This window comes from Mameliella sp. CS4 (genome assembly GCF_019392335.1).
Classification (GTDB): domain Bacteria; phylum Pseudomonadota; class Alphaproteobacteria; order Rhodobacterales; family Rhodobacteraceae; genus Antarctobacter.
In genome coordinates this window covers 360203-380281 of the sequence record NZ_JAHXRQ010000002.1, presented here as the reverse complement: position 1 = coordinate 380281, position 20079 = coordinate 360203, and the positions used below count along the sequence as shown (strand labels likewise).

The following is a 20079-nucleotide window of genomic DNA, read 5'->3' as shown; positions in this document are numbered from 1 at the left end:
TGCCCGCCTCTGGCCCCGCGCTGCGGCAATGACTAAGTTCGCATCCGAACCGAAGGGAAAGGCCCGGAACTCATGGTCATTGGCGCCATCGCCGACACGCTCACCCGCAGCGTCGAGAATGTCACCGGCACCCTGTCGGAAACCTTCTTCGAACCGACCCTGCGGCTGGGCGTCACCGGGCTGTCGCGGGCGGGCAAGACCGTCTTCATCACCTCGCTGGTCGCCAACCTGATGGACCGGGCGCGCATGTCGCAACTGGTGGCCGAAAGCGAACAGCGCATTCTGTCGGCCTTTCTGCAGCCCCAGCCCGACGACACGCTGCCGCGCTTCGACTATGAAACGCACCTGGGTGCCCTGACCGCCCGCACGCCGCACTGGCCCGAGAGCACGCGGGCCGTCTCCGAACTCCGCCTGTCGCTCAAGATCCGGCCCGCCGGGCTGCTTGCCGGATTGCAGGGGCCGCGCACGCTGCACCTCGATATCGTGGACTACCCGGGCGAATGGCTGCTGGACCTCTCGCTGATGGACAAGTCCTATGCTGAGTGGTCGCAGGACATGCTGGCGCGGCTGGAGCTGCGCCCGGATGGACCGAAGACCTTGGAGCGGCTTCGGTCAGAGGACGCGAGTGCAGAGCTGGACGAAACCCGCGCCAGGGCGCTGTCGGAGGCATATACCCAAAGTCTGCACGCCGCCCGCGCCGCCGGCTTCTCGGACTGTTCACCGGGCCGCTTCCTGCTGCCCGGCGAGTTGGAAGGCTCGCCCGTGCTGACATTTGCGCCGCTGCCGCCTGTCGACGGCGCCCCGCGCCGCTCGCTCTACCGCGAGTTTGAACGGCGCTACGACAGCTACAAATCGCGCGTCGTCAAACCCTTCTTCCGCGATCATTTCAGCCGCATCGACCGGCAGATCGTGCTGGTGGATGCGCTTGGCGCCATCCATGCCGGGCCGCGCGCGATGGAGGACCTGCGCCGCACCCTGGCCGAGATCCTGACCGCCTTCCGCCCCGGCACGAATGCCTTCCTGACCAAGTTGCTGATGGGCAAACGGGTGGAAAAGATCCTGTTCGCCGCCACCAAGGCCGATCACCTGCACCACCTGCAACACGGCCGCCTGACCGGCATCATGGAGGCGCTGACCCGCGAGGCGCGCGACCGTGCGCGCTTTGCCGGGGCGGAAACGCAGGCCATGTCCATTGCCGCCCTGCGCGCCACCACCGAACAGATGATCACCCATCAGGGCAGCGACCTGCCCTGCGTGCGCGGAACGCTGATGGAAACCGGCAAGCAGGCTGCTTTTTATCCGGGCGAACTGCCGGAGGACCCGGCGCACCTGCTGGGCAGCGCCCGCGACGGGGCCGAGAAATGGCTCGACCAGGACTATACCGTGATGAATTTCGCCCCCGCGCCGCTGACCCTGAAACCCGGCGAAGGCCCGCCACACATCCGGTTGGACCGCGCCGCACAATTCCTGATCGGGGATCGCCTGTGAGCGCGGACACGATCAACCTGCGCGCGGCGGACCCGGGCGATGCCGGGCGGCTGGGCGCCATGATCACCGAGGCGGTGGAGGCCCGCGCCTGGAAGCCGCGCCTGCATTCTGCGGCGCAGGACATCGCGCATGTGGGCACTTTGATCGACCGCGGCTGGGTCACGGTGGCGGAACTGGGACCGGAGGTCGCGGGGTTCCTCGCCCGTGAAGGGTATGAGATCCACGCGCTGTTCGTGGCGGGCTGGGCGCAGGGGCGGCGGCTGGGCAGCGCGCTGCTGGAGCAGGCCAAGACCCAGGCCGACCGGCTGGAACTCTGGACCTTTCAGCAAAACGAGGGGGCGCAGCGGTTCTACCTGCGCCACGGCTTTGCCGAGACCCGTCGCACGAATGGCGACAACGAGGAAGGCCTGCCCGACATCCACTACCTTTGGCGCCGCGATGCGGGCGCCCTGCAGGAGTCCGTGACATGAGCCAGCCCCCCAAGGGTCCCGTCCTGATCGACCTCGACGACGACGGCAGCGCAACTCCCAGCCCGTCCGAGGCGCCGCCCGTCCCCGAACCGCACCTGCCCTCGCCAGAGGGCGCGGCCATGACCACCGTGGCGGCGCTGGCCACGCGCGATCCGTCGCCGCTGGCGCGCTGGTTCTGGCGGCTGCTGCTGGCACTGGTGGGCACGCTGGTCTCGATCGCGGCCTGGCGTTTCGTGACCGACCTGATCGCCAGCAACGCCATGTTGGGCTGGGCCGTTACCGGCCTGTTCGCCGCCTTCGGCCTGGTCTGCCTGATGATCATCATCAAGGAGATCGCGGCGTTTTCCCGACTGTCACGGATCGACGCGCTGCACCATGCCGCCGAAACCGCCCTGGCCGATGAGGACCTGGCCGGGGCCCGCAAGCTGACCGATGACCTCGTAACGCTCTACAAGGGGCGCGAGGACACCCGTTGGGGCCGGGAAAAGCTGACGACCCGGCGGGACGAAATATTCGACGCCTCCGGATTGCTGACCCATGCCGAGGATTCTCTGCTGGCGCCGCTGGACACGGCCGCCCGGCGCGAGGTCGAGGCGGCGGCGCGGCAAGTGGCGACGGTGACCGCATTGGTGCCACTGGCGCTGGCGGACGTGGCCGCGGCACTGACCGCCAACCTGCGCATGATCCGCCGCATCGCCGAGATCTATGGCGGGCGGTCGGGCACATTGGGCAGTTGGCGGCTGACGCGGGCAGTCATGTCCCACCTGGTCGCCACCGGGGCGGTCGCCATCGGCGACGACATGCTGGAACCCATTCTTGGCGGCGGCCTGCTGGGCAAGCTGTCGCGCCGCTTTGGCGAGGGGATGGTGAACGGCGCCCTGACCGCCCGCGTCGGCGTCGCGGCGATGGAAGTCTGCCGCCCCCTGCCCTTTGGCAAGGGCAAACGCCCCTCTGTCCGGGCCATCATCCGCAGCTCTCTGAGTGGCCTGGTGATGCAGGACAAGGGCTGACACGGCCCGCTTGCACGGGGTCCGGCATTCCGGACCTGTGCAGCGCCGTCCCCCCGTCCTAGACTGCGCGACCGAAGCCATCGGAGACCGTCGACGGATGGAAGCGCTACTTGTTATTCTGGGATTGGGGCTGCTGGCCCTGCCCGTTGTGGTGATCGTTTCGGTCATCATGCAGGTCCGCACGCGCCGCGAGGTGCGCGCCCTGCAGGCCCGCCTGCAGGATCTCGAACGCAGCCTTGCGCAAACCACCCACCCTGACCCGACGGAACGGCCAAGGCCCTTGCCCGTGGCGCCCAGCTTGCCACGGGACGCCGCGCGATCCGGTCCGCCGGAACCGGCCAACCTGTCGCCCGCGCCCGGAGAGGCCCCCAAGGCGCCACCGAAACAGCCCGCCGCCGCAAGCACGTCCGCCGCCCGGACCACGCCGACCACGACCGAGGCCCCGCGCCCTCCCGCACCGGCCCCTGCCGCGCCCTCGGCCTTTGACCGGCTGGGCCGCTGGCTGCAGGAAAACTGGTTCTACGCCATTGCCGCCGTCTCGCTGTCGCTGGCGGGGATCTTCCTTGTGCAATACGGAATCGAAACCGGCCTGCTGACGCCCACCGCCCGCGTGATCGCGGCGCTTGTGTTCGGCGCCGCCCTGATTGCCGGAGGCGAGACCATCCGCCGACGGTTCGGCGACGACGAAAGCAGCACCACCGCCTACTTGCCCTCGGTCCTGTCCGGAGCGGGCCTCGTCTCGCTGATGGGCGGCATCCTGGCGGCGCGGCTGCTGTACGACCTCATCAGCCCGGGATTTGCCTTGTCGACGCTGTTCGGTGTCGCGGTGTTCGGGCTGGTCCTTGGCTGGCGACATGGCCCCTTGCTGGCGGCGATCGGGCTGATCGGTGGCATGGGCGCCCCCTTTGTCGTCGGCGGGCAAAGCGACTCGCCCGAGTGGTTCCTGATCTATTTCGGCCTGCTTGCGGGCATGGGCCTGGGCATCGACACCTTGCGGCGCTGGGCCTGGGTAAGCGTGCTGTCGGTGGGCCTGGCACTTGGCGCCGGATTGCTGCTGGCCTCATCCGGTGGCGAAACGATGATGGCGGGCCTGGCCGCCTATGGTGTCGCCCTGGGGGTCATGGTTCTGCTGATCCCATCGCGCGCGCTGGCGCCCGACCATGACGGGCCGGGCCTCGTGCAATCGGTGCTGGAAACCGGGGCGCGCGGGCGCCCCGGATTTCCGCTGGTCCTGGCCTTTGGCACGTTGACGGCGGCCTGCCTGATCCTTGGCTACACCGCACCGGAAACCGCGCTGACCTGGCGGCTGTCGCTGTCGCTGGCCTCTGGCCTGGCCGTGGCGCTGACGCTCTGGTCACGCGGGGCGCCCGCCTTGCAAGAGCTGGCGGCGCTGCCGGTGCTGACACTGCTGGCGCTGATCGGCGCACCGGATCTGAACGCGCCTGCTCAGGATGCCCTGACGGCGCGGTTCATCGCCGGACAGGAGCTGACGGAACAGCGCATGATGATGGATTTCACGCTGATCCTGCTGGCGGCTGTGTTGCCGGGATTGGCCGCGGCCTGGCGCAGCCTGCAACCCGGTGGCCATGCCGCCTGGGCGGCAGCCGCGGCCCTGATCGCGCCTCTGGCAGGATTGGCGCTGGAGTTCGGCTGGCGCCCGACGATGACAATCGGCCCCTGGCCCTGGGCGTTGCACGCACTGGCCTTGGCCGCGCTGATGGTGGCCAAGGCCACGCGGTTTGCCCGCGCCGATGCCACGGACCGGTTGCGGCCCGCCCTGGCCACGGTGTCGGCGCTGGCCTGCATCGCCTTCGCGCTGACCGTCCTGCTGACGGACGCGGCGCTGACGCTGGCACTGGCGGCGGTCGTGGTCAGCGCCACCGCTCTGGACCGGCGGTTCGACCTGCCTCAGATGACCGGCTTTGTCGCGGCGGGCGTGCTGGCCCTGGGGTACCGGCTGGTGATCCAGCCCGGACTCGACTGGGCGCTGGAGGCACCCGTGTTCGAGATGCTGGCGGCCTATGGCGGCACGCTGGCTGCCTTGCTGGGCGCACTGTTTCTGGGCCAGTCCCGGCCAAGACCCCGCGCGCAGGTCTTTCTGGAAAGCGCCGCCTGGTCGGTTGGCGGCATGACGGTCAGCCTGACACTGTACCATGCCATCGAGGCCTATGTGGGCCATGTCCCGCAAGAGGCGCACTGGGGGCTGGGCCTTTATGCGACGATCTGGATCGGCACCGCGCTGGCCCAGCTGGAACGCCTCAAGGCGGGGGGAGCCCTGCGCTGGCTGCGCGCCGGGCTGGCGGTGATCTTTGGGCTCGTGGCGCTGACCTGGGTCGCGCTGGGGGTCACCCTGGGCAACCCCTTGTTCGAGGAACAAGTCGTGCATGGCCTGATCGGGGTGAATACGCTGATCCCGGCCTACCTGCTGCCAGCGGCGGTGCTGATGGTCGGCGCGCTGCGGCTGGACCACCTGTGGCGCTGGTTGCGCCTGTTGATCGGCGCGCCCGGCGCTTTGCTGGCGCTCTTGTGGCTGGGACTGGTGATCCGCCATGCCTGGCAGGGCGGCACGTTGATGCACACAGCCAACGGCATCACCGACGGCGAGCTTTACAGCTATACCGTCGCCCTGCTGCTGGCCGGGGCGGGCCTGTTCTACCAGGCGCTGGCCCGCGGTTCGGATGGGCTGCGCCGGGCCGGTGTTGCCGTGATCGCGCTGGCGGTGGCCAAGGTCTTCCTGATCGACATCTCGGGCCTGGCGGGATTGGTGCGGGTCTTTTCCTTTCTGCTGCTGGGCCTGTCGCTGGCGGGGCTGGCATGGGTCAACCGCTGGGCGCAGACCCGCGCCACACCCGCGCCCGAGGCCTGAGGGTGCGACGCCCGCGCCCTTGACCACACGCGCCGTGGGGGCCAACCAAGGCACGTGGGACAAGGGAGAGCGGGCGCATGGAACTGCCGGAACATGGCCATTCCGAAACCGAGATCGCCGAGCGGCTGGCGCATCCGCCCGGACGCGGCGACCTGAGCGATGCGGTCTATGGCGCCATCGACGGGTGTGTGACCACCTTTGCCATCGTCGCGGGTGTCGCGGGCGCCGGGCTGTCGCCCTTCGTGATCGTGGCGCTGGGGCTGGCCAACGTGCTGGCGGACGGATTTTCCATGGCGGCCGGAAACTACTCGGCCACCAAGGCCGACCGCGACAACAAGCTACGCCTGCGCCAGGTCGAGGAACGCCATATCCGCCTCTACCCCGATGGCGAACGGCGCGAACTGCGCGAGATCCTGCGGCACAAGGGCCTGTCGGGTACCACTCTGGACGAGGCGGTCGAGCAGATCGCGAAGAACCGCAAGATCTGGGTCGAAACCATGCTGGAAGGCGAATACGGCATCGGATCGGTGGATCCGCATCCTTTGCGGGCCGCGCTGGTGACCTTCGGCGCCTTCCTGGTGGCCGGGGCCGTGCCCCTTATGCCTTTCCTGATCGGGCTGGCGCATGGGTTCACCGTGGCCAGCGTGCTGACACTGATCACCTTCTTTGCCATCGGGTCCCTGAAAAGCATCTGGTCGCTGTCCCCCTGGTGGCGGTCGGGGCTGGAGACGCTGGCCATTGGCGGCGTGGCGGCGGGGATCGCCTACTGGGTGGGGTCCTTGTTCGGGTAGGCCCCAAAGAAGTCAGGAATACCTCACTCGCGTCAAACGGGTGCCCGGCACAGGATGGCGATGTTGTCTTTGCCCATTTCCATTTGCCCGGACCCTTTCCCATGATCGATTTCCTGTCCACCACAAAACCCGAGGACGTCTTTCGTGCCGTCGGGCTTTGCGGTTTTTTCCTTTATGTCGGCGTGTATGCGGCGCTCAGCTTTCGGCTCGTGACCGGGGACTGCCTGTCCTATTTTGTCGGCAATACGGCGGCCGCGTCGCTGGTGCTGATCGGCCTCAGCCATGAATTCAACCTGGCCTCGGCCCTGATCCAGGTGTTCTGGATCAGCATCGGCATCGCGGCCATTGTCCTGCGCCTGCTGCGCAGGGCCTCCGACCGCCGGGCAGACGCCGCGCGGGCACGGCGCGTCACGTCTCGGGCGGCACAAGCGAGCCAAACGGCGGCAGAAGATCTCCGCAGACAAGCCGCGTAAGGATACCCTGAATCGGTTTCAGCGTGGACATCGGGTAGAGCACCCGGTCACGCAGGATCGGCAACAGGCGGCTGTCGCCCTGATACTGTGGCGTGAAAAGCCGGCTCATCAACTGGTAGCTGCGCACGTGCCAGCGCCGTGCCCGGGCATAGGTCAGCGCAGCAAGCGGCAGGTCATCATGCGCCAGCTTCAGCGCCTGCGCCAGGGCCCAGGCATCCAGCAGCGCCATGTTCGCCCCCTGCCCCAGCTGTGGACTTGCGCGGTGCGCCGCGTCGCCGATATGCACCACACCCTCGCGGAATGGACGCCGAAGGGTGCCATGCGCATAGCGCGCCATCGTCATCTGGTCGGGATCGGTGATCTGGCTGATGAAGGGCGCAAAGTCGGGCCACAGGTCCACGGCCTCGGCCCGCCAGGCCTCCAGCCCTCGGTCCAGCCAGGCAGCATGACCGCCGGACGGCAAGGACCAGAAGATCGCGCTGCGAAACCCTTCCTGCCCCGGAACCGCACCGACCGGCAGGACCCCCATCATCCGGTCGGCGCGCCGATAGGCCTGGCGCAGTTCGTTGCGCGGCAGGTCGGTGTCTTTCGGCCAGGTCACCGTAGCCCAAAGCGCGCCATAACCCAGCGGGCGGGCCCGCATCGGCGACAGTGGAGAGCCGGCGCCAGTGGCATCCACGATCAGGTCGAAGGGACCAGCGCTTCCCGTGTCGAACAACAGCTTGCCGTCCCTTTCGCCGGTGACGCGGTGGCCCGGTTCCAGACGGGCGCCCGAGGCCATCGCCGTGTCGAAAAGCGCGTTGAACAGCGCAGCCCGGTGAATGGCCAGGCCAAAGCGGGGCACGCCCGGCGCGTCATAGGCCACGTCCAGAACCGGCAGGCCGCTGTTGGCCTCATGGCCGAACATCCGGTGGATGCGGTTGCCCTGCGCCATCGCGGCAGGCAGGGCGCCCAGCTGTTCCAGCACGTCCAGGCCCACGGGCTGCATCACCAGCCCCGAGCCGACCGGTGCAGGCGCGTCGAACTGGTCGAAGACGGTCACGTCGTGACCGGACTGCCGCAGCGCCGTCGCCGCCGCCAGTCCGCCCATACCGGCCCCGGCAATCGCGATGTCGAGTTTTCTGGACATGCCGCCCCTCCCGCCGAACAGGGAAAGCCGGAGAGGCATGACAGCGCAAGCGGCGCACTGCCGCAGGCGGCCCGAATCCTCCGCGCTCCGGGGCGTTTGACGCAAAAAAGACCGGGGCCGGTCAGGCCGGCCCCGGTCTGTGCCGCTGTCAGAGGCGGTTCACTCGGCGGGGACCGCCGGTGCCGTCGGCGCGACGGGGCCGTCGGTCTCCGCTTCGGGCGGGACGCTGCCCTGGGCCGGGTCCACCGCCGACGGAGCGGCTGTGGGATCACCGGTCGTGACCGGGTCCACCGCGGCAGGCGCCTCGGCCGGGGCGACCGGATCGGTCGTCGCCCCGGGACCGAAAGCGATCAACGCCACGATCCCGATGGCAAGGATCAGCCCCACGGCAATGCCCAGCGCCGACCCGGCGGACCGGCGCGAACTGGAAAGACGCTCATCGATGCGCTCCTCGGGCGAATAGCGGGCTTCGTGTTGTCGCAGGTACGGGTCTGTCGTCTGATGTGTCATCTGGCCTTCCTTTCCTCCTGGCGCGCCGGAGTGGCCGGCGCCTGTGTCATCAGATGGCGGTGAAACGCGCCCGGAACACCCGCCGATCCCGCGCGCGGCGCGCATCGGAAAAGGCCCGCCGAAATGGCAGAGTCGGCTCGGCAGGTTCCAGCAGACACAACCCAAAGCTGTCACCCGGAAGCCATTTCCCGCCCATGCTGCAAGGCAGCATCGCAGGTTCCCGCCGATCCCTGCCCACTTTACGCGCCCGCGCGGCGGGCCTATAAGGCGCGCAAGATGACGTACCACGTGTTCATCATTCGAATTACATGCCCGGCGCTCTGAGGATACGAGCCGCCGGGACAAGGCGTATGAGACGTCGCGCCGCCCCAACATCCTGACCGACACCAGTGATTCAAAGGACGCCACAAATGTGCGCCGACACGACCGAAACGACAGTGCCCGACTACAAAAGCACGCTGTCCCTGCCGAAAACCGATTTCCCGATGCGCGCCGGCCTGCCCAAGCGCGAACCCGACTGGCTGGCGCGCTGGGAACAGATCGGCGTCTATGACCGCCTGCGGGAAAAAGAGGGCCGCCCGGCCTTTACCCTGCACGACGGCCCGCCCTACGCCAACGGCCACCTGCACATCGGCCACGCGCTGAACAAGGTCCTCAAGGATTTCATCGTCCGCAGCCAGCAGATGATGGGCCGCGACGCGCGTTACATCCCCGGTTGGGACTGCCACGGCCTGCCGATCGAATGGAAGATCGAGCAGAAATACCGCGAGAAAGGCCAGAACAAGGACGAGGTCGACGTGGTCGACTTTCGCCAGGAATGCCGCAAGTTCGCCGATGGCTGGATCGACATCCAGCGCGAAGAGTTCAAGCGCCTGGGCGTGACCGGAAACTGGGCCGATCCCTACCTGACGATGAATTTCCACGCCGAACGGGTGATCGCGGAAGAGTTCCAGAAATTCCTGATGAACGGGACTTTGTATCAGGGCTCCAAGCCGGTGATGTGGTCGCCGGTGGAAAAGACCGCCCTGGCCGAGGCCGAGGTGGAATACCACGATCACAAGAGCCACACGATCTGGGTGCCTTTCGCGGCCACAAACGCGACCGGCGACCTGGCCGGTGTGCGCGTCGTGATCTGGACGACGACCCCCTGGACGATCCCCTCGAACAAGGCCGTGGCCTTCAACCCGGCGATCTCCTACGGCCTCTACGAGGTCACGGGCACGCCCGAGGAATGCTGGGTCAAGGTCGGTGACAAATATCTGCTGGCCGATGCGCTGGCCGAGGAAGTGCTGACCAAGGCGCGGCTGTCGGACGGGCAATGGACGCGCAAGCGCGACGTCTCGACCGGGGAACTGGCGAACCTGGTGCTGGCCCACCCCTTCCGGGGCGTCGAGGGCGGCGAGGAGTTCTGGGACTACGACGTGCCGATGATCGACGGGGACCATGTCACCGACGAGGCCGGGACCGGGTTTGTGCATACGGCGCCCAGCCACGGCCAGGAGGACTATGACGCCTTCGTCAAGCGCGGCTGGATGGACCGGATGACCCATAACATCGGCGAGGCGGGCGAATTCCTGCCCCATGTGCCGCTGTTCAAGGGGCTGGAAGTCGTCACCGCCAAGGGCAAGGAAGGCAAGGCCAACACTGCCGTCATCGACAAGCTGGTCGAGGTCGGCGGACTGATCGCGCGCGGGCGGATGACGCACAGCTATCCGCATAGCTGGCGGTCCAAGGCGCCGGTGATCTATCGCAACACGCCGCAGTGGTTCGCCGCCATCGACCGCGAGGTCGGCGACGGGCAGGACACCTATGGCAAGACGATCCGCGAACGCGCCCTGACAAGCATCGACCAGCTGGTGACATGGACGCCGCAGACGGGGCGCAACCGGCTCTATTCGATGATCGAGGCGCGCCCTGACTGGGTGCTGTCACGCCAGCGCGCCTGGGGCGTGCCGCTGACCTGTTTTGTGAAACGCGCGGCGATGCCGACGGATGCGGATTTCCTGCTGCGCGACGAGGCGGTCAACGCCCGCATCCTCGAAGCCTTCGAGACCGAAGGCGCGGACGCCTGGTACAAACCCGGCGCCAAGGAACGCTTCCTGGGCAATGACTACGACCCCAGCGAATGGGAACAGGTCTTTGACATCCTCGACGTCTGGTTCGACTCTGGTTCGACCCATGCCTTTGTCCTGCGCGACAGGCCGGACGGGTCCGAGGACGGGATCGCGGACCTTTACCTCGAAGGTACCGACCAGCACCGCGGCTGGTTCCATTCGTCCATGTTGCAGGCCTGCGGAACCAAGGGCCGCGCGCCCTATCGCGGCGTGCTGACCCACGGTTTCACGCTGGACGAGAAGGGCAACAAGATGTCCAAGTCGCTCGGCAACACCGTGGCGCCGGAAGATGTGACCAAACAGTACGGCGCCGATATCCTGCGCCTCTGGGTGGCGCAGGCGGATTACACCGCCGACCTGCGCATCGGGCCGGAAATCCTGAAAGGCACCGCCGACGGTTATCGCCGTCTGCGCAATACCCTGCGCTACATGCTGGGCGCGGTGACGCATTTCACCGAGGATCAGCGCGTCGAGGCCCAGGACATGCCCGAGCTGGAACGCTATATCCTGCACCGGCTGGCGGAACTGGATCATGTGGTGCGCGCAGGCTATGCCGCCTATGACTTCCAGGGCGTCTATCAGCAGTTGTTCAACTTCTGCACCGTGGAACTGTCGGCCTTCTACTTCGACATCCGCAAGGACGCGCTCTATTGCGACGGCGACACCGCGCGCCGCCGCGCGGCACGAACCGTCATGGACCTGCTGTTCCACCGGCTGACCACCTGGCTTGCGCCGATCCTGGTGTTCACGATGGAAGAAGTCTGGCTGGAGCGTTTCCCGGGCGAGACATCGTCGATCCACCTGCAGGACATCCCCGAGACGCCCAAGGACTGGCTGGACGAACCGCTGGCCGCCAAGTGGCAGATGGTGCGCCGCGCCCGCCGCGTTGTCACCGCCGCGCTGGAGGTGCAGCGCACCGACAAGGTGATCGGCGCCTCGCTGGAGGCGGCGCCAGTGGTCCATGTGCGCGACCCCGACATGCTGGAGGCCCTGAAATCGGTCGCCTTCGAGGATGTCTGCATCACCTCGGACATCTTCCTGACCGGCGATCCGATGCCCAACGAAGCCTACCGGATGCCCGAGGTCGAAGGCGTCGGCGTGGTCTTTGAAAAGGCCGACGGCGAGAAGTGCCAGCGCTGCTGGAAGATCCTGCCGGACGTGGGGCGCCACGCCCACCCTGCCACCTGCAAACGGTGTGACGCGGCCCTGGGCTGATCCCGGCGCGCATCGCGGAGCAAGCAAGGCCCGAAGTCCCTGCCGGACTTCGGGCCTTTTTCATGGCCGCCGATGGCCTCGCTTCGGACGTTGCCTGAAAGGTGACGCGGCGTTAGGCTGATCGAAAAACAGTGGAGGGATCAACCAGATGAACCGCCGTTTCTTCCTGCTGGGCACCGTCGCCCTTGTGCCCGCCTGTGGCATGATGCCCGGGCAGAACCTTGCGCTTGCCCCCAACTCGACGCTGATCGTCACCCGCCATGCGGATCGCAACGGCGAAGACCTGAATGCCCGGGGGCGCGAACGCGCGCGCGCCTTGGTCGAAGCAGTCAAGGATTTTGACATCGACCTGATCTTCAGCCCCGGCATCAAGCGCAACCTGGACACCGCCGCGCCGCTGGCGGGCGCCCGTGGGCTGGCGGTGAACCGCCTGCCACAGGAAGCGCCGACCGCCGGTCTGGTGCAGAGCGGCGCCGGAAAGACGCTGATCTGGATCGGCAACAAGGGCAATATCGCCACGATCTGGGAAGACCTGGGCCTGTCCGATCCCATGCCCATCGAATACGGCGACCTTCATATCGTTCGGGCGGATGCACAGGGGCGGGTGACGATCGAACGCCGCCGCTATGGCCCCAGGTGATACAGCGATCGCCTATACCCTGATGGGACCGAGCCCCGCCCGGACCCCGTGTTCAGATCAGCCCGCGGTCCCGCCCGATCATTGCGGCGTGGGTTCGGTTGCGCGCCTCGAGCTTGCGCGAGAGCGTCTTGACATGCAGCTTGACCGTGACCTCCTGCAAGTCCAGGTCGCGGGCGATTTCCTTGTTGGACTTGCCCTCGCAGATGCCTTGCAGAACCTGCTGTTCCCGCCGGGTGAGAATGTCATCCTCGCCCTTGTTGCCGGACCTCAGGAACTCGATCGGGGTATAGACCTCTCCGGCGGCCATGAACCGGGCCGCCGTCAGCAGCGACCGGGCGCTGAGCGTCTTGGGAATGAACCCCTGCGCCCCCGCCTTCAGCGCCGCCGTGGCCACGTCGCGCGTCGCACTGCCAGAGAGGATCGCCACCGGGCGCCCCTCGTTCGCGGCGCGCATACGGTCCAGCCCCTCCAGCCCGTTCATGCCCGGCATGTTGTAGTCCAACAGGACAAGATCGAAACTGCCGCTGGACTTGGCCAGCGAAACCGCATCCTGCAGTGTGGCCACCGTACAGACCTCTTCGACATCGGCGCCGTCCAGGTAGGCCGCAATCGTGTCCCGCACCAGGTCGTGGTCGTCTGCAACCAGAATTCTCATCTTTTTACTCGCCCCATCTGCGCCAATGGCGGATACACGCACATGGCAGTCTAGCCCCCCGCGCGCCTCAGGAGCCCTGAAAGATACAGAAAACGCGATCTATTACAAACATCAGTTCCGGTCAGTTGGCCGGTGTTGACCGGCTTTGGCCCCTTGCGTCTGCCCCTCTGCCCCGTTTTTCTGAAAAAGGTCGTTGGCCAGCCAGGAGATCCGGATGATCCGAACCACCCACGCCCCGGCCGCGCAACGATGCTGCCCCTCACCCAGCTTTCCGGGTGGCAGCGCCGCGTGACCGAGGGACCCGAACGCACCCGGGGCCGCGAAGAGCGGGCCTGGTTGTCCAGCCTGCCGAACTGGCTGACGGGCATCGTCCTTGTGATGATCCTGGTCTCCATCGCGGTGCTGGTCCTGGACCTGCAACAGCAGACACGGCGGCTGGCCTCGTCGGCGGCGGACAACATGCAGTGGACACTGGGCCAGGCCGAGGTCGAGCTGATGGCGTTGGAAATCGCCGCCCTGCGCGCCGATAAGGGCGACGACTCGCTGAGCGAAGTGCGTTTGCGGTACGACATCTTCTACAGCCGGGTCGAAACCCTGACCGAGAGTCACCGCTTCGAAGCCCTGATGCAGATCGGCGTGATGCCCGAGCGGATCGAGGAGATCCAGGCGTTTCGCAAAACCTGGCTGCCGTTCATCGACGGCCCGGACGAGGCCCTGCAGGCCGCCCTGCCCACTCTGGCCGAAGACGCGCGATCAGTGCGCGCCACCGTGCGCGACACCAGCCTGGCCGGGGTCGAGTTCTTTTCGCAACAGGGCTTTGCGCAGCGCGACAGCCTGAGCAGGAGCATGGTGCGTGTCGGCCTTCTGACCGTGACCCTTGTGATCCTCCTGGCGGTGCTGGCCTTGATGCTGTTCCGCCTGGCCCGCAAGAGCGACGCCGAGGCCCGGGCCAACCGCGAAACGCGCGAGCGGATCGAGACCATCCTGTCGACCTCGCTGGACGCGGTGGTTGTCTCGGACGAGGCCGGGCGCATCCTGGATTACAACGGCGCGGCCGAACGCATCTTCGGCTATGACCGCAACCAGGCGCTTGGGGCGGACATGGCAGACCTGATCGTGCCGGATCACTACCGTGCCGCGCACAGGCGCGGGATGGACCGGTTCCGGCACGACGGCGACGCGCGGGTGATCGGCAAGGGGATCGTGCGTCTGGACGCGCGCCGCAGCGACGGCACGGTCTTTCCCGTCGATCTCTCGCTTGCCCGGGCTCAAAGCCCCGCTGGCGAGATCTACGTCGCCTTCCTGCGCGACATCTCGGACCGGGTCCGCAACGAGGCCGAATTGAAGCGCGCCCGCGACCGCGCCATCGCCGGCGAAAAGCAGAAAGCCGAACTGCTGGCCGTCATGAGCCACGAGATGCGCACCCCCCTGAACGGGATGCTGGGCACGCTGGAGCTGGTCGATGACAAGGCGCTGGACGCACGCCACCAGCGTTACCTGCGCATCGTGCGGGAATCGGGTCGTATCCTGCTGCGCCATGTGAACGACGTGCTGGACATCTCGCGGCTGGATGCGGGCAAGATGACGCTGCGCAAGACCGGCTTTGACCTGGTGTCCCTGCTGGAGGACATCATCGACAACCAGCGCCAGCACGCCAGCGCCCGTGGCAACCGGCTGATCCTGGTGCCGCCCAATCCCGAGCTGCACCGGGTTTACGGCGATCCCGAACGGCTGCGCCAGATCCTGCTGAACCTGGTCGGCAACGCGATCAAGTTCACCTGGAACGGCCGCATCACGCTGGAGGCCGATTGCGCCGCCGGGCTGGAGTCCGTCGAACTGCGCGTGACGGACACCGGGATCGGCATTGCCGAAGAGGACATCGACCGGATCTTCGAGGATTTCGTCACCATCGACAGCACCTATGGACGCAGCACCTCTGGCACGGGGCTGGGACTGGGAATCTCGCTGCGGCTGGCCACGGTCCTTGGCGGCGAACTGGGCGTGGAAAGCGAACCGGGTGACGGCAGCGTCTTCTGGCTGCGGGTGCCGCTGGCGCCGCCGGAAGAAAAACCCATGCCCGAAGCGCCAAGCCCGGAGCGCAGCGAACGCCCCCCGGCCTGCGATATCCTGCTGGTCGAGGACAACGAGATCAACCGGCTGGTGGGGCGCGACCTTCTGGAACGCGACGGCCACCGGGTCGAGACCGCGAACAGCGGCGAGGCGGCCTTGGCCATCCTGGCGACCCGGTGTTTCGACGTTGTGATGATGGATATCTCGATGCCCGGCATGGACGGGATCAACGTATCGCGGGCCTTGCGCCGCCGCGGAGGGATAAATGCCACAACGCCGGTCGTGGCGACCACCGCCCATGCCCTGCCACAAGAGCTCGAGGCCTTTCACGCGGCGGGGATGCAGGCGGTCCTGATCAAGCCGCTGACGCTGGACGCGATCCGCAAGGTCCTGACCGAAGTCCTGACCGGAAACGCCCCTGACCGCCCGGCCCCGATCAACGCGCCCGCGCCCGGCGACCGGACCGCCGTGATCGACGAGGCACATCTGGACGAAATGCGCCAGGAGCTGGCCCCGGCGCGTCTGCGCCATCTGCACGAAAGGTTCCTGTTCGAAATGACCGATTTTGCGCATGCTATGCCCGATCTTGCCCACGGCGGGACTGACGGGCGGGCAACGCTGGCCGCAGAGGCCCACCGGATGGCCGGTTCCGCCGCGATGATGGGCGCGGGGCGGCTGGTGGTGCTGTTGCAGGAGATCGAACAGGAGGCCAAGGCCGGCGACACCATGGACCTGGACGCGCGGCAGGCCGATCTGGCCGAATGCTGGCAGACGACGCGGGACGCGCTCTCGGCGCTGTTGCGCCCGGTAGAGCAGTTGCACTGAGCACGCTTTACCCCCTGCGCAAGCTGCGTTTAAACACAAAGGGCCAGCGCAGCAGGAGAGCCCCATGTCCAACCCGCTTTACGACACGCTTCTCGGTCATCAGACCGCAAACAGCTCGGTCTTTCTGCATCTGCCGGACGGCACCCGGATCAGCTATGCCGGGTTTACCGCGCGCGTGGCCCAGTTCGCCGGGGCGCTGCGCGAGCTTGGCCTTGAACCCGGCGACCGGCTGGCCCTGCAGGTTGAAAAATGCGCCGACGCGCTGGCGCTGGTTTTCGGCTGCATCCAGGCCGGGGTGGTCTTTCTACCGCTGAACACCGGCTATACGGGCGACGAGGTGGCCTATTTCGTCGAGAATTCCGGCGCGCGGGTGCTGGTCTGCGACCCGGCGAACGCCCGCATTCTGGGCGAGGTCGCGGCGCGCTGCGGCGCCCATTGCGAGACTTTGGGGCCGGACGGGGCCGGTACGCTGGCCGAACGGGCGGATGCCGCCCCCCAAGAGGCCCCCGTCGAACCGCGCGCAGGCGATGACATCGCGGCCTTCCTCTACACCTCGGGCACCACGGGCCGCTCCAAGGGCGCCATGCTGAGCCAGGACAACCTGCTGTCCAACGCGCTGACACTGGTCGACCTCTGGCGATTTTCCAAAGACGACGTGCTGTTGCACGCCTTGCCGATCTTTCACACCCACGGGCTCTTCGTGGCGACCAACGTGATGCTGGCGGCAGGCGGTGCCATGGTGTTCTTTCCGAAATTCGACGCGGACGCGCTGATCGACTGGATGCCGAAGGCGACCAGCCTCATGGGTGTGCCGACCTTCTATACCCGCCTGCTGGACAACCCGCGCTTTGGCGTCGATGTCGCGGGCGACATGCGGCTGTTCATTTCCGGCTCCGCACCCCTTTTGGCCGAGACTCACCGCCAGTTCGAGGCCCGCACCGGGCACCGCATCCTGGAACGCTACGGGATGACCGAAACCAACATGAGCACCTCGAACCCCTATGACGGCGACCGCCGCGCGGGCACCGTGGGCCTGCCCCTGCCGGATGTCGAGGCAAAGGTCTGCGACGAGGGCGGCACCGAACTGCCCCGGGGCGAGATCGGGATGCTGGAGGTGCGGGGCCCGAACGTCTTTCAGGGCTATTGGCAAATGCCGGACAAGACCGCCGCGGAGCTGCGGGACAACGGGTTTTTCATCACCGGCGACCTCGCCCAGATGAGCGAGGACGGCTATGTCACCATCGTCGGGCGCGGCAAGGACCTGATCATTTCGGGCGGGTTCAACATCTACCCCAAGGAGATCGAGGAACTGCTGGACGATCAGCCCGGTGTGCTGGAAAGCGCCGTGGTCGGCGTGCCGCATCCGGATTTCGGCGAGACGCCTGTGGCGGTCATCGTGCCCGAGGCGGGGGCAGCGCCGGACCTGGACGCCATCGGCACCGAGGTCACCGCGAAACTGGCGCGGTTCAAGCACCCCCGGCACATCGAACTTATCGACGCCCTGCCCCGCAACACCATGGGCAAGGTTCAGAAAGCGGCCCTGCGCGAGCGTTTCGCGGGGATTTTCTCAGGTTGAGACACCCGGCTTTGCCCGCGCCTGGACCGCAAAGGAACACCGGTAGGGCTTTACGTCAAGCAGCGGCGTCCCGGTGAGGCAATCCAGTCCCCGCACGGTCAGCCGGGCCCCGTCGCGCCCTATCAGCCGGACGATGCTGGTTCCGATGGGATTGGGCCGCAACGGACTGCGCAGGGAAAAGGTGCCGCGTGTCTTTCCGTCCGCCTTGGGGCTTTGTGTCACCAGGTCGCGCCGCGCCTCGTGCAGCCAATAGAGCAACTCGATGAACTCGAACTGCTCGATCCCGTCGAGCGCGGGGGCATAGACCGGGTCGAGCGTCACGGTGCAGTCGGGGCCTTCCTCCGGGTCGCCCTGGCGGGGGCAATCGGCACGGACCTGAAAGGGTGTCTCGATCCGGCCGATGAACCGCAGGCCCGCATCGGTTGCTGGAGGAAACTCGGCAAGGGTTTCACCGGGGCGAAGCTGGTCGCGATGGATGGAGCTGGACATGGGCATTTCCCTGTAGACGGTCGGCACCGGAGGTCCCGGGGCAGGCCCGGGACTGGGTCAGACAAGAACGCGAGGTTCCGCCCGGCCTCGGGCGTCGGTTTCAAAGACAAAGGTATTTCCGGCGGCGCGATCCTCGGCCGGGCGGCCCTCGGCGGCGGAGGTGACCATCAGCCGGCTGAGGTCCGCCCCGCCGAAGGCCGGGCAGGTGGTCTGCGGCGTGGGCAGGGCGACGGCGCGCAGGAAACGCCCGTCCGGCGCATAGCAGGCCACCCGGCTCGCCTCCCATTGCGCATTCCAGAGGTTGCCGTCCGCGTCCGTCACCGCGCCATCGGGGTTCAGCCCTTCGGGGCGCAGGTCCAGCCAATCCTCCGGCTCGCCCTCCGGCCACCCTTCGGCATCCAGCGCGACGCGGCGGATCACCCCGGTCGGCGTATCTGTGAAATAGGCGTGCCCGCCATCCGGGGCAAAACAGATCGCGTTGGGGATGCTGACCTCGGCATATAGCCTGCGCAACTCCCCCTTGTGCCACCGATAGATCGCCCCGGCCCCCTTTTCGCCGGCATACCCCATCGTCCCGATCCAGAACCCGCCCTGCGGGTCGGCGCGGCCATCGTTCGACCGTGTCACCGGGTTATCAGCCTCAAGATCGCACAGACGGCTCTCGGATGCGCTGTCGAGGTCGAAAAGGAACAGGTCCCGTTCAGAGGCGATCAGCAGGCGGTTGGCCTCCACGAGGCCCGCTGCCGAAACCGCGCGGTCGAACTGCCAGTGACGTTCCTCTTGGCCGTCGTGCTCGTACAACCGGTGACCCAGGATATCGAACCACAGGAAGCTGCCCCGATCCGGGTGCCAAAGCGCCCCTTCGCCAAGGGTGCAGCGGGTTGCGGAAAGTGTCTTGGGCTGGGTCATCTGTGGTCCTTCAGGCGGCGGTGGTGACAACCCCGCCATCCACGGCAAGGCATTGTCCGGTAATCATGGCACTGGCCCGGGAGGCCAGGAACAGCACGGGCCCGGCCAGGTCCGCCGGGTCCAGGTGACGGCCAAGGCACTGCTTGGTCAGGAAATCGTCCAACGCCTCGGGCGAAGCCCAGAGCCGCATCTGGCGGTCCGTCAGAACCCATCCCGGCGCCACAGCGTTGACGCGGATGCCGTCGCGACCGAATTCCCGCGCATGGCCCCGTGTCATGGCGGTGATCCCGCCGTTGGCGGTGGTATAGGCCGTCATCTCTGCCATGCCCAGCATGTAGCTGATCGAGCTGAAATTGACGATGGTCCCGCCGCCCGCCTCCATCATCCCGGGCACGGCAATCTGGGTGGTCAGGAAATAGCTTTTCAGGTTCACCGCGATCAGGTCATCCCACTCGTCCGAACTGATTTCCAGCGTGTCGTGTCGGGTGTCGTTGGCGGCATTGTTGACCAGCACGGTGATCGGGCCGTGTCGGCTGGCCGCCTCTGCCATCGCGGCGCGTAGCGCAGGTTCGTCCGTGACATCGCACTGCAGGAAAAGCGGGCGGTTGCCATGCCGTGTTTCCATCCGGTCACAGAAGACCGTAACATCCGAGCGCTGGCAAAAGGCCACCCGGGCGCCCTGTTCAAGGAACGCCTCGGTCAGCGCGGCCCCGATCCCCGCACCGCCGCCGGTGATGAAGACCGACGCGCCGCGCAGGTCCGGGAACACCGCACCCCCTGCAAGTTGTTCGGTCACTGGCTTTCTCCCCTGCAGATATCCCTGACACTGTCGCCGCGCAAAGAGTTCCG

The 20079-nt window shown here is 67.1% G+C and carries 16 protein-coding genes; 10 read left to right on the top strand and 6 right to left on the bottom strand.

Going from position 1 to position 20079, the window contains the following annotated elements:
- The first annotated feature begins 72 nt into the window (after positions 1-72).
- From KZZ07_RS05215 to KZZ07_RS05190, 6 genes are all read left to right on the top strand, one after another.
- Entirely contained in the window at positions 73-1488 is a 1416-nt protein-coding gene (locus KZZ07_RS05215; protein ID WP_219512687.1) for a YcjX family GTP-binding protein, read from the top strand.
- Entirely contained in the window at positions 1485-1958 is a 474-nt protein-coding gene (locus tag KZZ07_RS05210) for a GNAT family N-acetyltransferase (RefSeq protein WP_370631071.1), read from the top strand. The genes KZZ07_RS05215 and KZZ07_RS05210 overlap by 4 nt, the downstream gene beginning before the upstream one ends.
- On the top strand, positions 1955-2968 hold the full coding sequence (locus KZZ07_RS05205; RefSeq protein ID WP_219512686.1) for a YcjF family protein: 1014 nt from the start codon (positions 1955-1957) through the stop codon (positions 2966-2968). Before KZZ07_RS05210 ends, KZZ07_RS05205 begins: the two co-directional genes overlap by 4 nt.
- Positions 2969-3065: 97 nt before the next feature.
- Complete coding sequence (locus tag KZZ07_RS05200) at positions 3066-5834, top strand: DUF2339 domain-containing protein (RefSeq protein WP_219512685.1); 2769 nt, start codon at positions 3066-3068, stop codon at positions 5832-5834.
- Between the two features lie 83 nt (positions 5835-5917).
- On the top strand, positions 5918-6625 hold the full coding sequence (locus KZZ07_RS05195; protein WP_219512776.1) for a VIT1/CCC1 transporter family protein: 708 nt from the start codon (positions 5918-5920) through the stop codon (positions 6623-6625).
- A gap of 101 nt (positions 6626-6726) precedes the next feature.
- The gene (locus KZZ07_RS05190) at positions 6727-7098 is read left to right on the top strand and encodes a CBU_0592 family membrane protein (protein WP_219512684.1); all 372 of its coding nucleotides are present in this window, start codon (positions 6727-6729) and stop codon (positions 7096-7098) included.
- Here the strand turns inward: KZZ07_RS05190 and KZZ07_RS05185 are convergent.
- The gene (locus tag KZZ07_RS05185) at positions 7034-8227 is read right to left on the bottom strand and encodes an FAD-dependent oxidoreductase (protein ID WP_219512683.1); all 1194 of its coding nucleotides are present in this window, start codon (positions 8225-8227) and stop codon (positions 7034-7036) included. The two genes, KZZ07_RS05190 and KZZ07_RS05185, sit on opposite strands and share 65 nt — an antisense overlap.
- A gap of 159 nt (positions 8228-8386) precedes the next feature.
- Positions 8387-8737, bottom strand: a complete 351-nt coding sequence (locus KZZ07_RS05180) for a hypothetical protein (protein ID WP_219512682.1) — start codon at positions 8735-8737, stop codon at positions 8387-8389.
- Between the two features lie 410 nt (positions 8738-9147).
- Here KZZ07_RS05180 and ileS point away from each other — a divergent pair, with 410 nt between their 5' ends.
- Together ileS and KZZ07_RS05170 are read left to right on the top strand one after the other, a co-directional pair.
- A complete protein-coding gene (gene ileS, locus KZZ07_RS05175; RefSeq protein WP_219512680.1) occupies positions 9148-12066 on the top strand; it encodes an isoleucine--tRNA ligase in 2919 nt (972 codons plus the stop codon).
- A gap of 148 nt (positions 12067-12214) precedes the next feature.
- Positions 12215-12706 carry a histidine phosphatase family protein gene (locus tag KZZ07_RS05170; protein WP_219512678.1) on the top strand — a complete coding sequence of 164 codons (492 nt, stop codon included), beginning with the start codon at positions 12215-12217 and terminating at the stop codon, positions 12704-12706.
- Between the two features lie 52 nt (positions 12707-12758).
- Here KZZ07_RS05170 and KZZ07_RS05165 read toward each other — a convergent pair whose 3' ends face one another.
- Positions 12759-13361: a response regulator gene (locus KZZ07_RS05165; RefSeq protein WP_219512676.1), complete on the bottom strand. Its 603-nt coding sequence runs from the start codon at positions 13359-13361 to the stop codon at positions 12759-12761.
- A 249-nt stretch (positions 13362-13610) separates the two neighbouring features.
- Here KZZ07_RS05165 and KZZ07_RS05160 point away from each other — a divergent pair, with 249 nt between their 5' ends.
- Both KZZ07_RS05160 and KZZ07_RS05155 read left to right on the top strand, forming a co-directional pair.
- Entirely contained in the window at positions 13611-16256 is a 2646-nt protein-coding gene (locus KZZ07_RS05160) for an ATP-binding protein (RefSeq protein ID WP_219512675.1), read from the top strand.
- A 64-nt stretch (positions 16257-16320) separates the two neighbouring features.
- Complete coding sequence (locus tag KZZ07_RS05155; RefSeq protein WP_219512674.1) at positions 16321-17832, top strand: malonate--CoA ligase; 1512 nt, start codon at positions 16321-16323, stop codon at positions 17830-17832.
- Here KZZ07_RS05155 and tsaA read toward each other — a convergent pair.
- From tsaA to KZZ07_RS05140, 3 genes are read right to left on the bottom strand one after another with little or no spacing between them, the layout of a single operon-like run.
- Positions 17824-18321, bottom strand: coding sequence for a tRNA (N6-threonylcarbamoyladenosine(37)-N6)-methyltransferase TrmO (tsaA, locus tag KZZ07_RS05150; RefSeq protein WP_219512673.1), 498 nt, complete (start codon positions 18319-18321; stop codon positions 17824-17826). The genes KZZ07_RS05155 and tsaA overlap by 9 nt on opposite strands.
- A 57-nt stretch (positions 18322-18378) precedes the next feature.
- A complete protein-coding gene (locus KZZ07_RS05145; protein WP_219512672.1) occupies positions 18379-19230 on the bottom strand; it encodes an SMP-30/gluconolactonase/LRE family protein in 852 nt (283 codons plus the stop codon).
- A 10-nt stretch (positions 19231-19240) separates the two neighbouring features.
- Positions 19241-20026 (bottom strand): SDR family NAD(P)-dependent oxidoreductase, encoded by a 786-nt coding sequence (locus KZZ07_RS05140; RefSeq protein ID WP_370631070.1) that lies wholly within the window; start codon positions 20024-20026, stop codon positions 19241-19243.
- Positions 20027-20079: the final 53 nt, after the last annotated feature.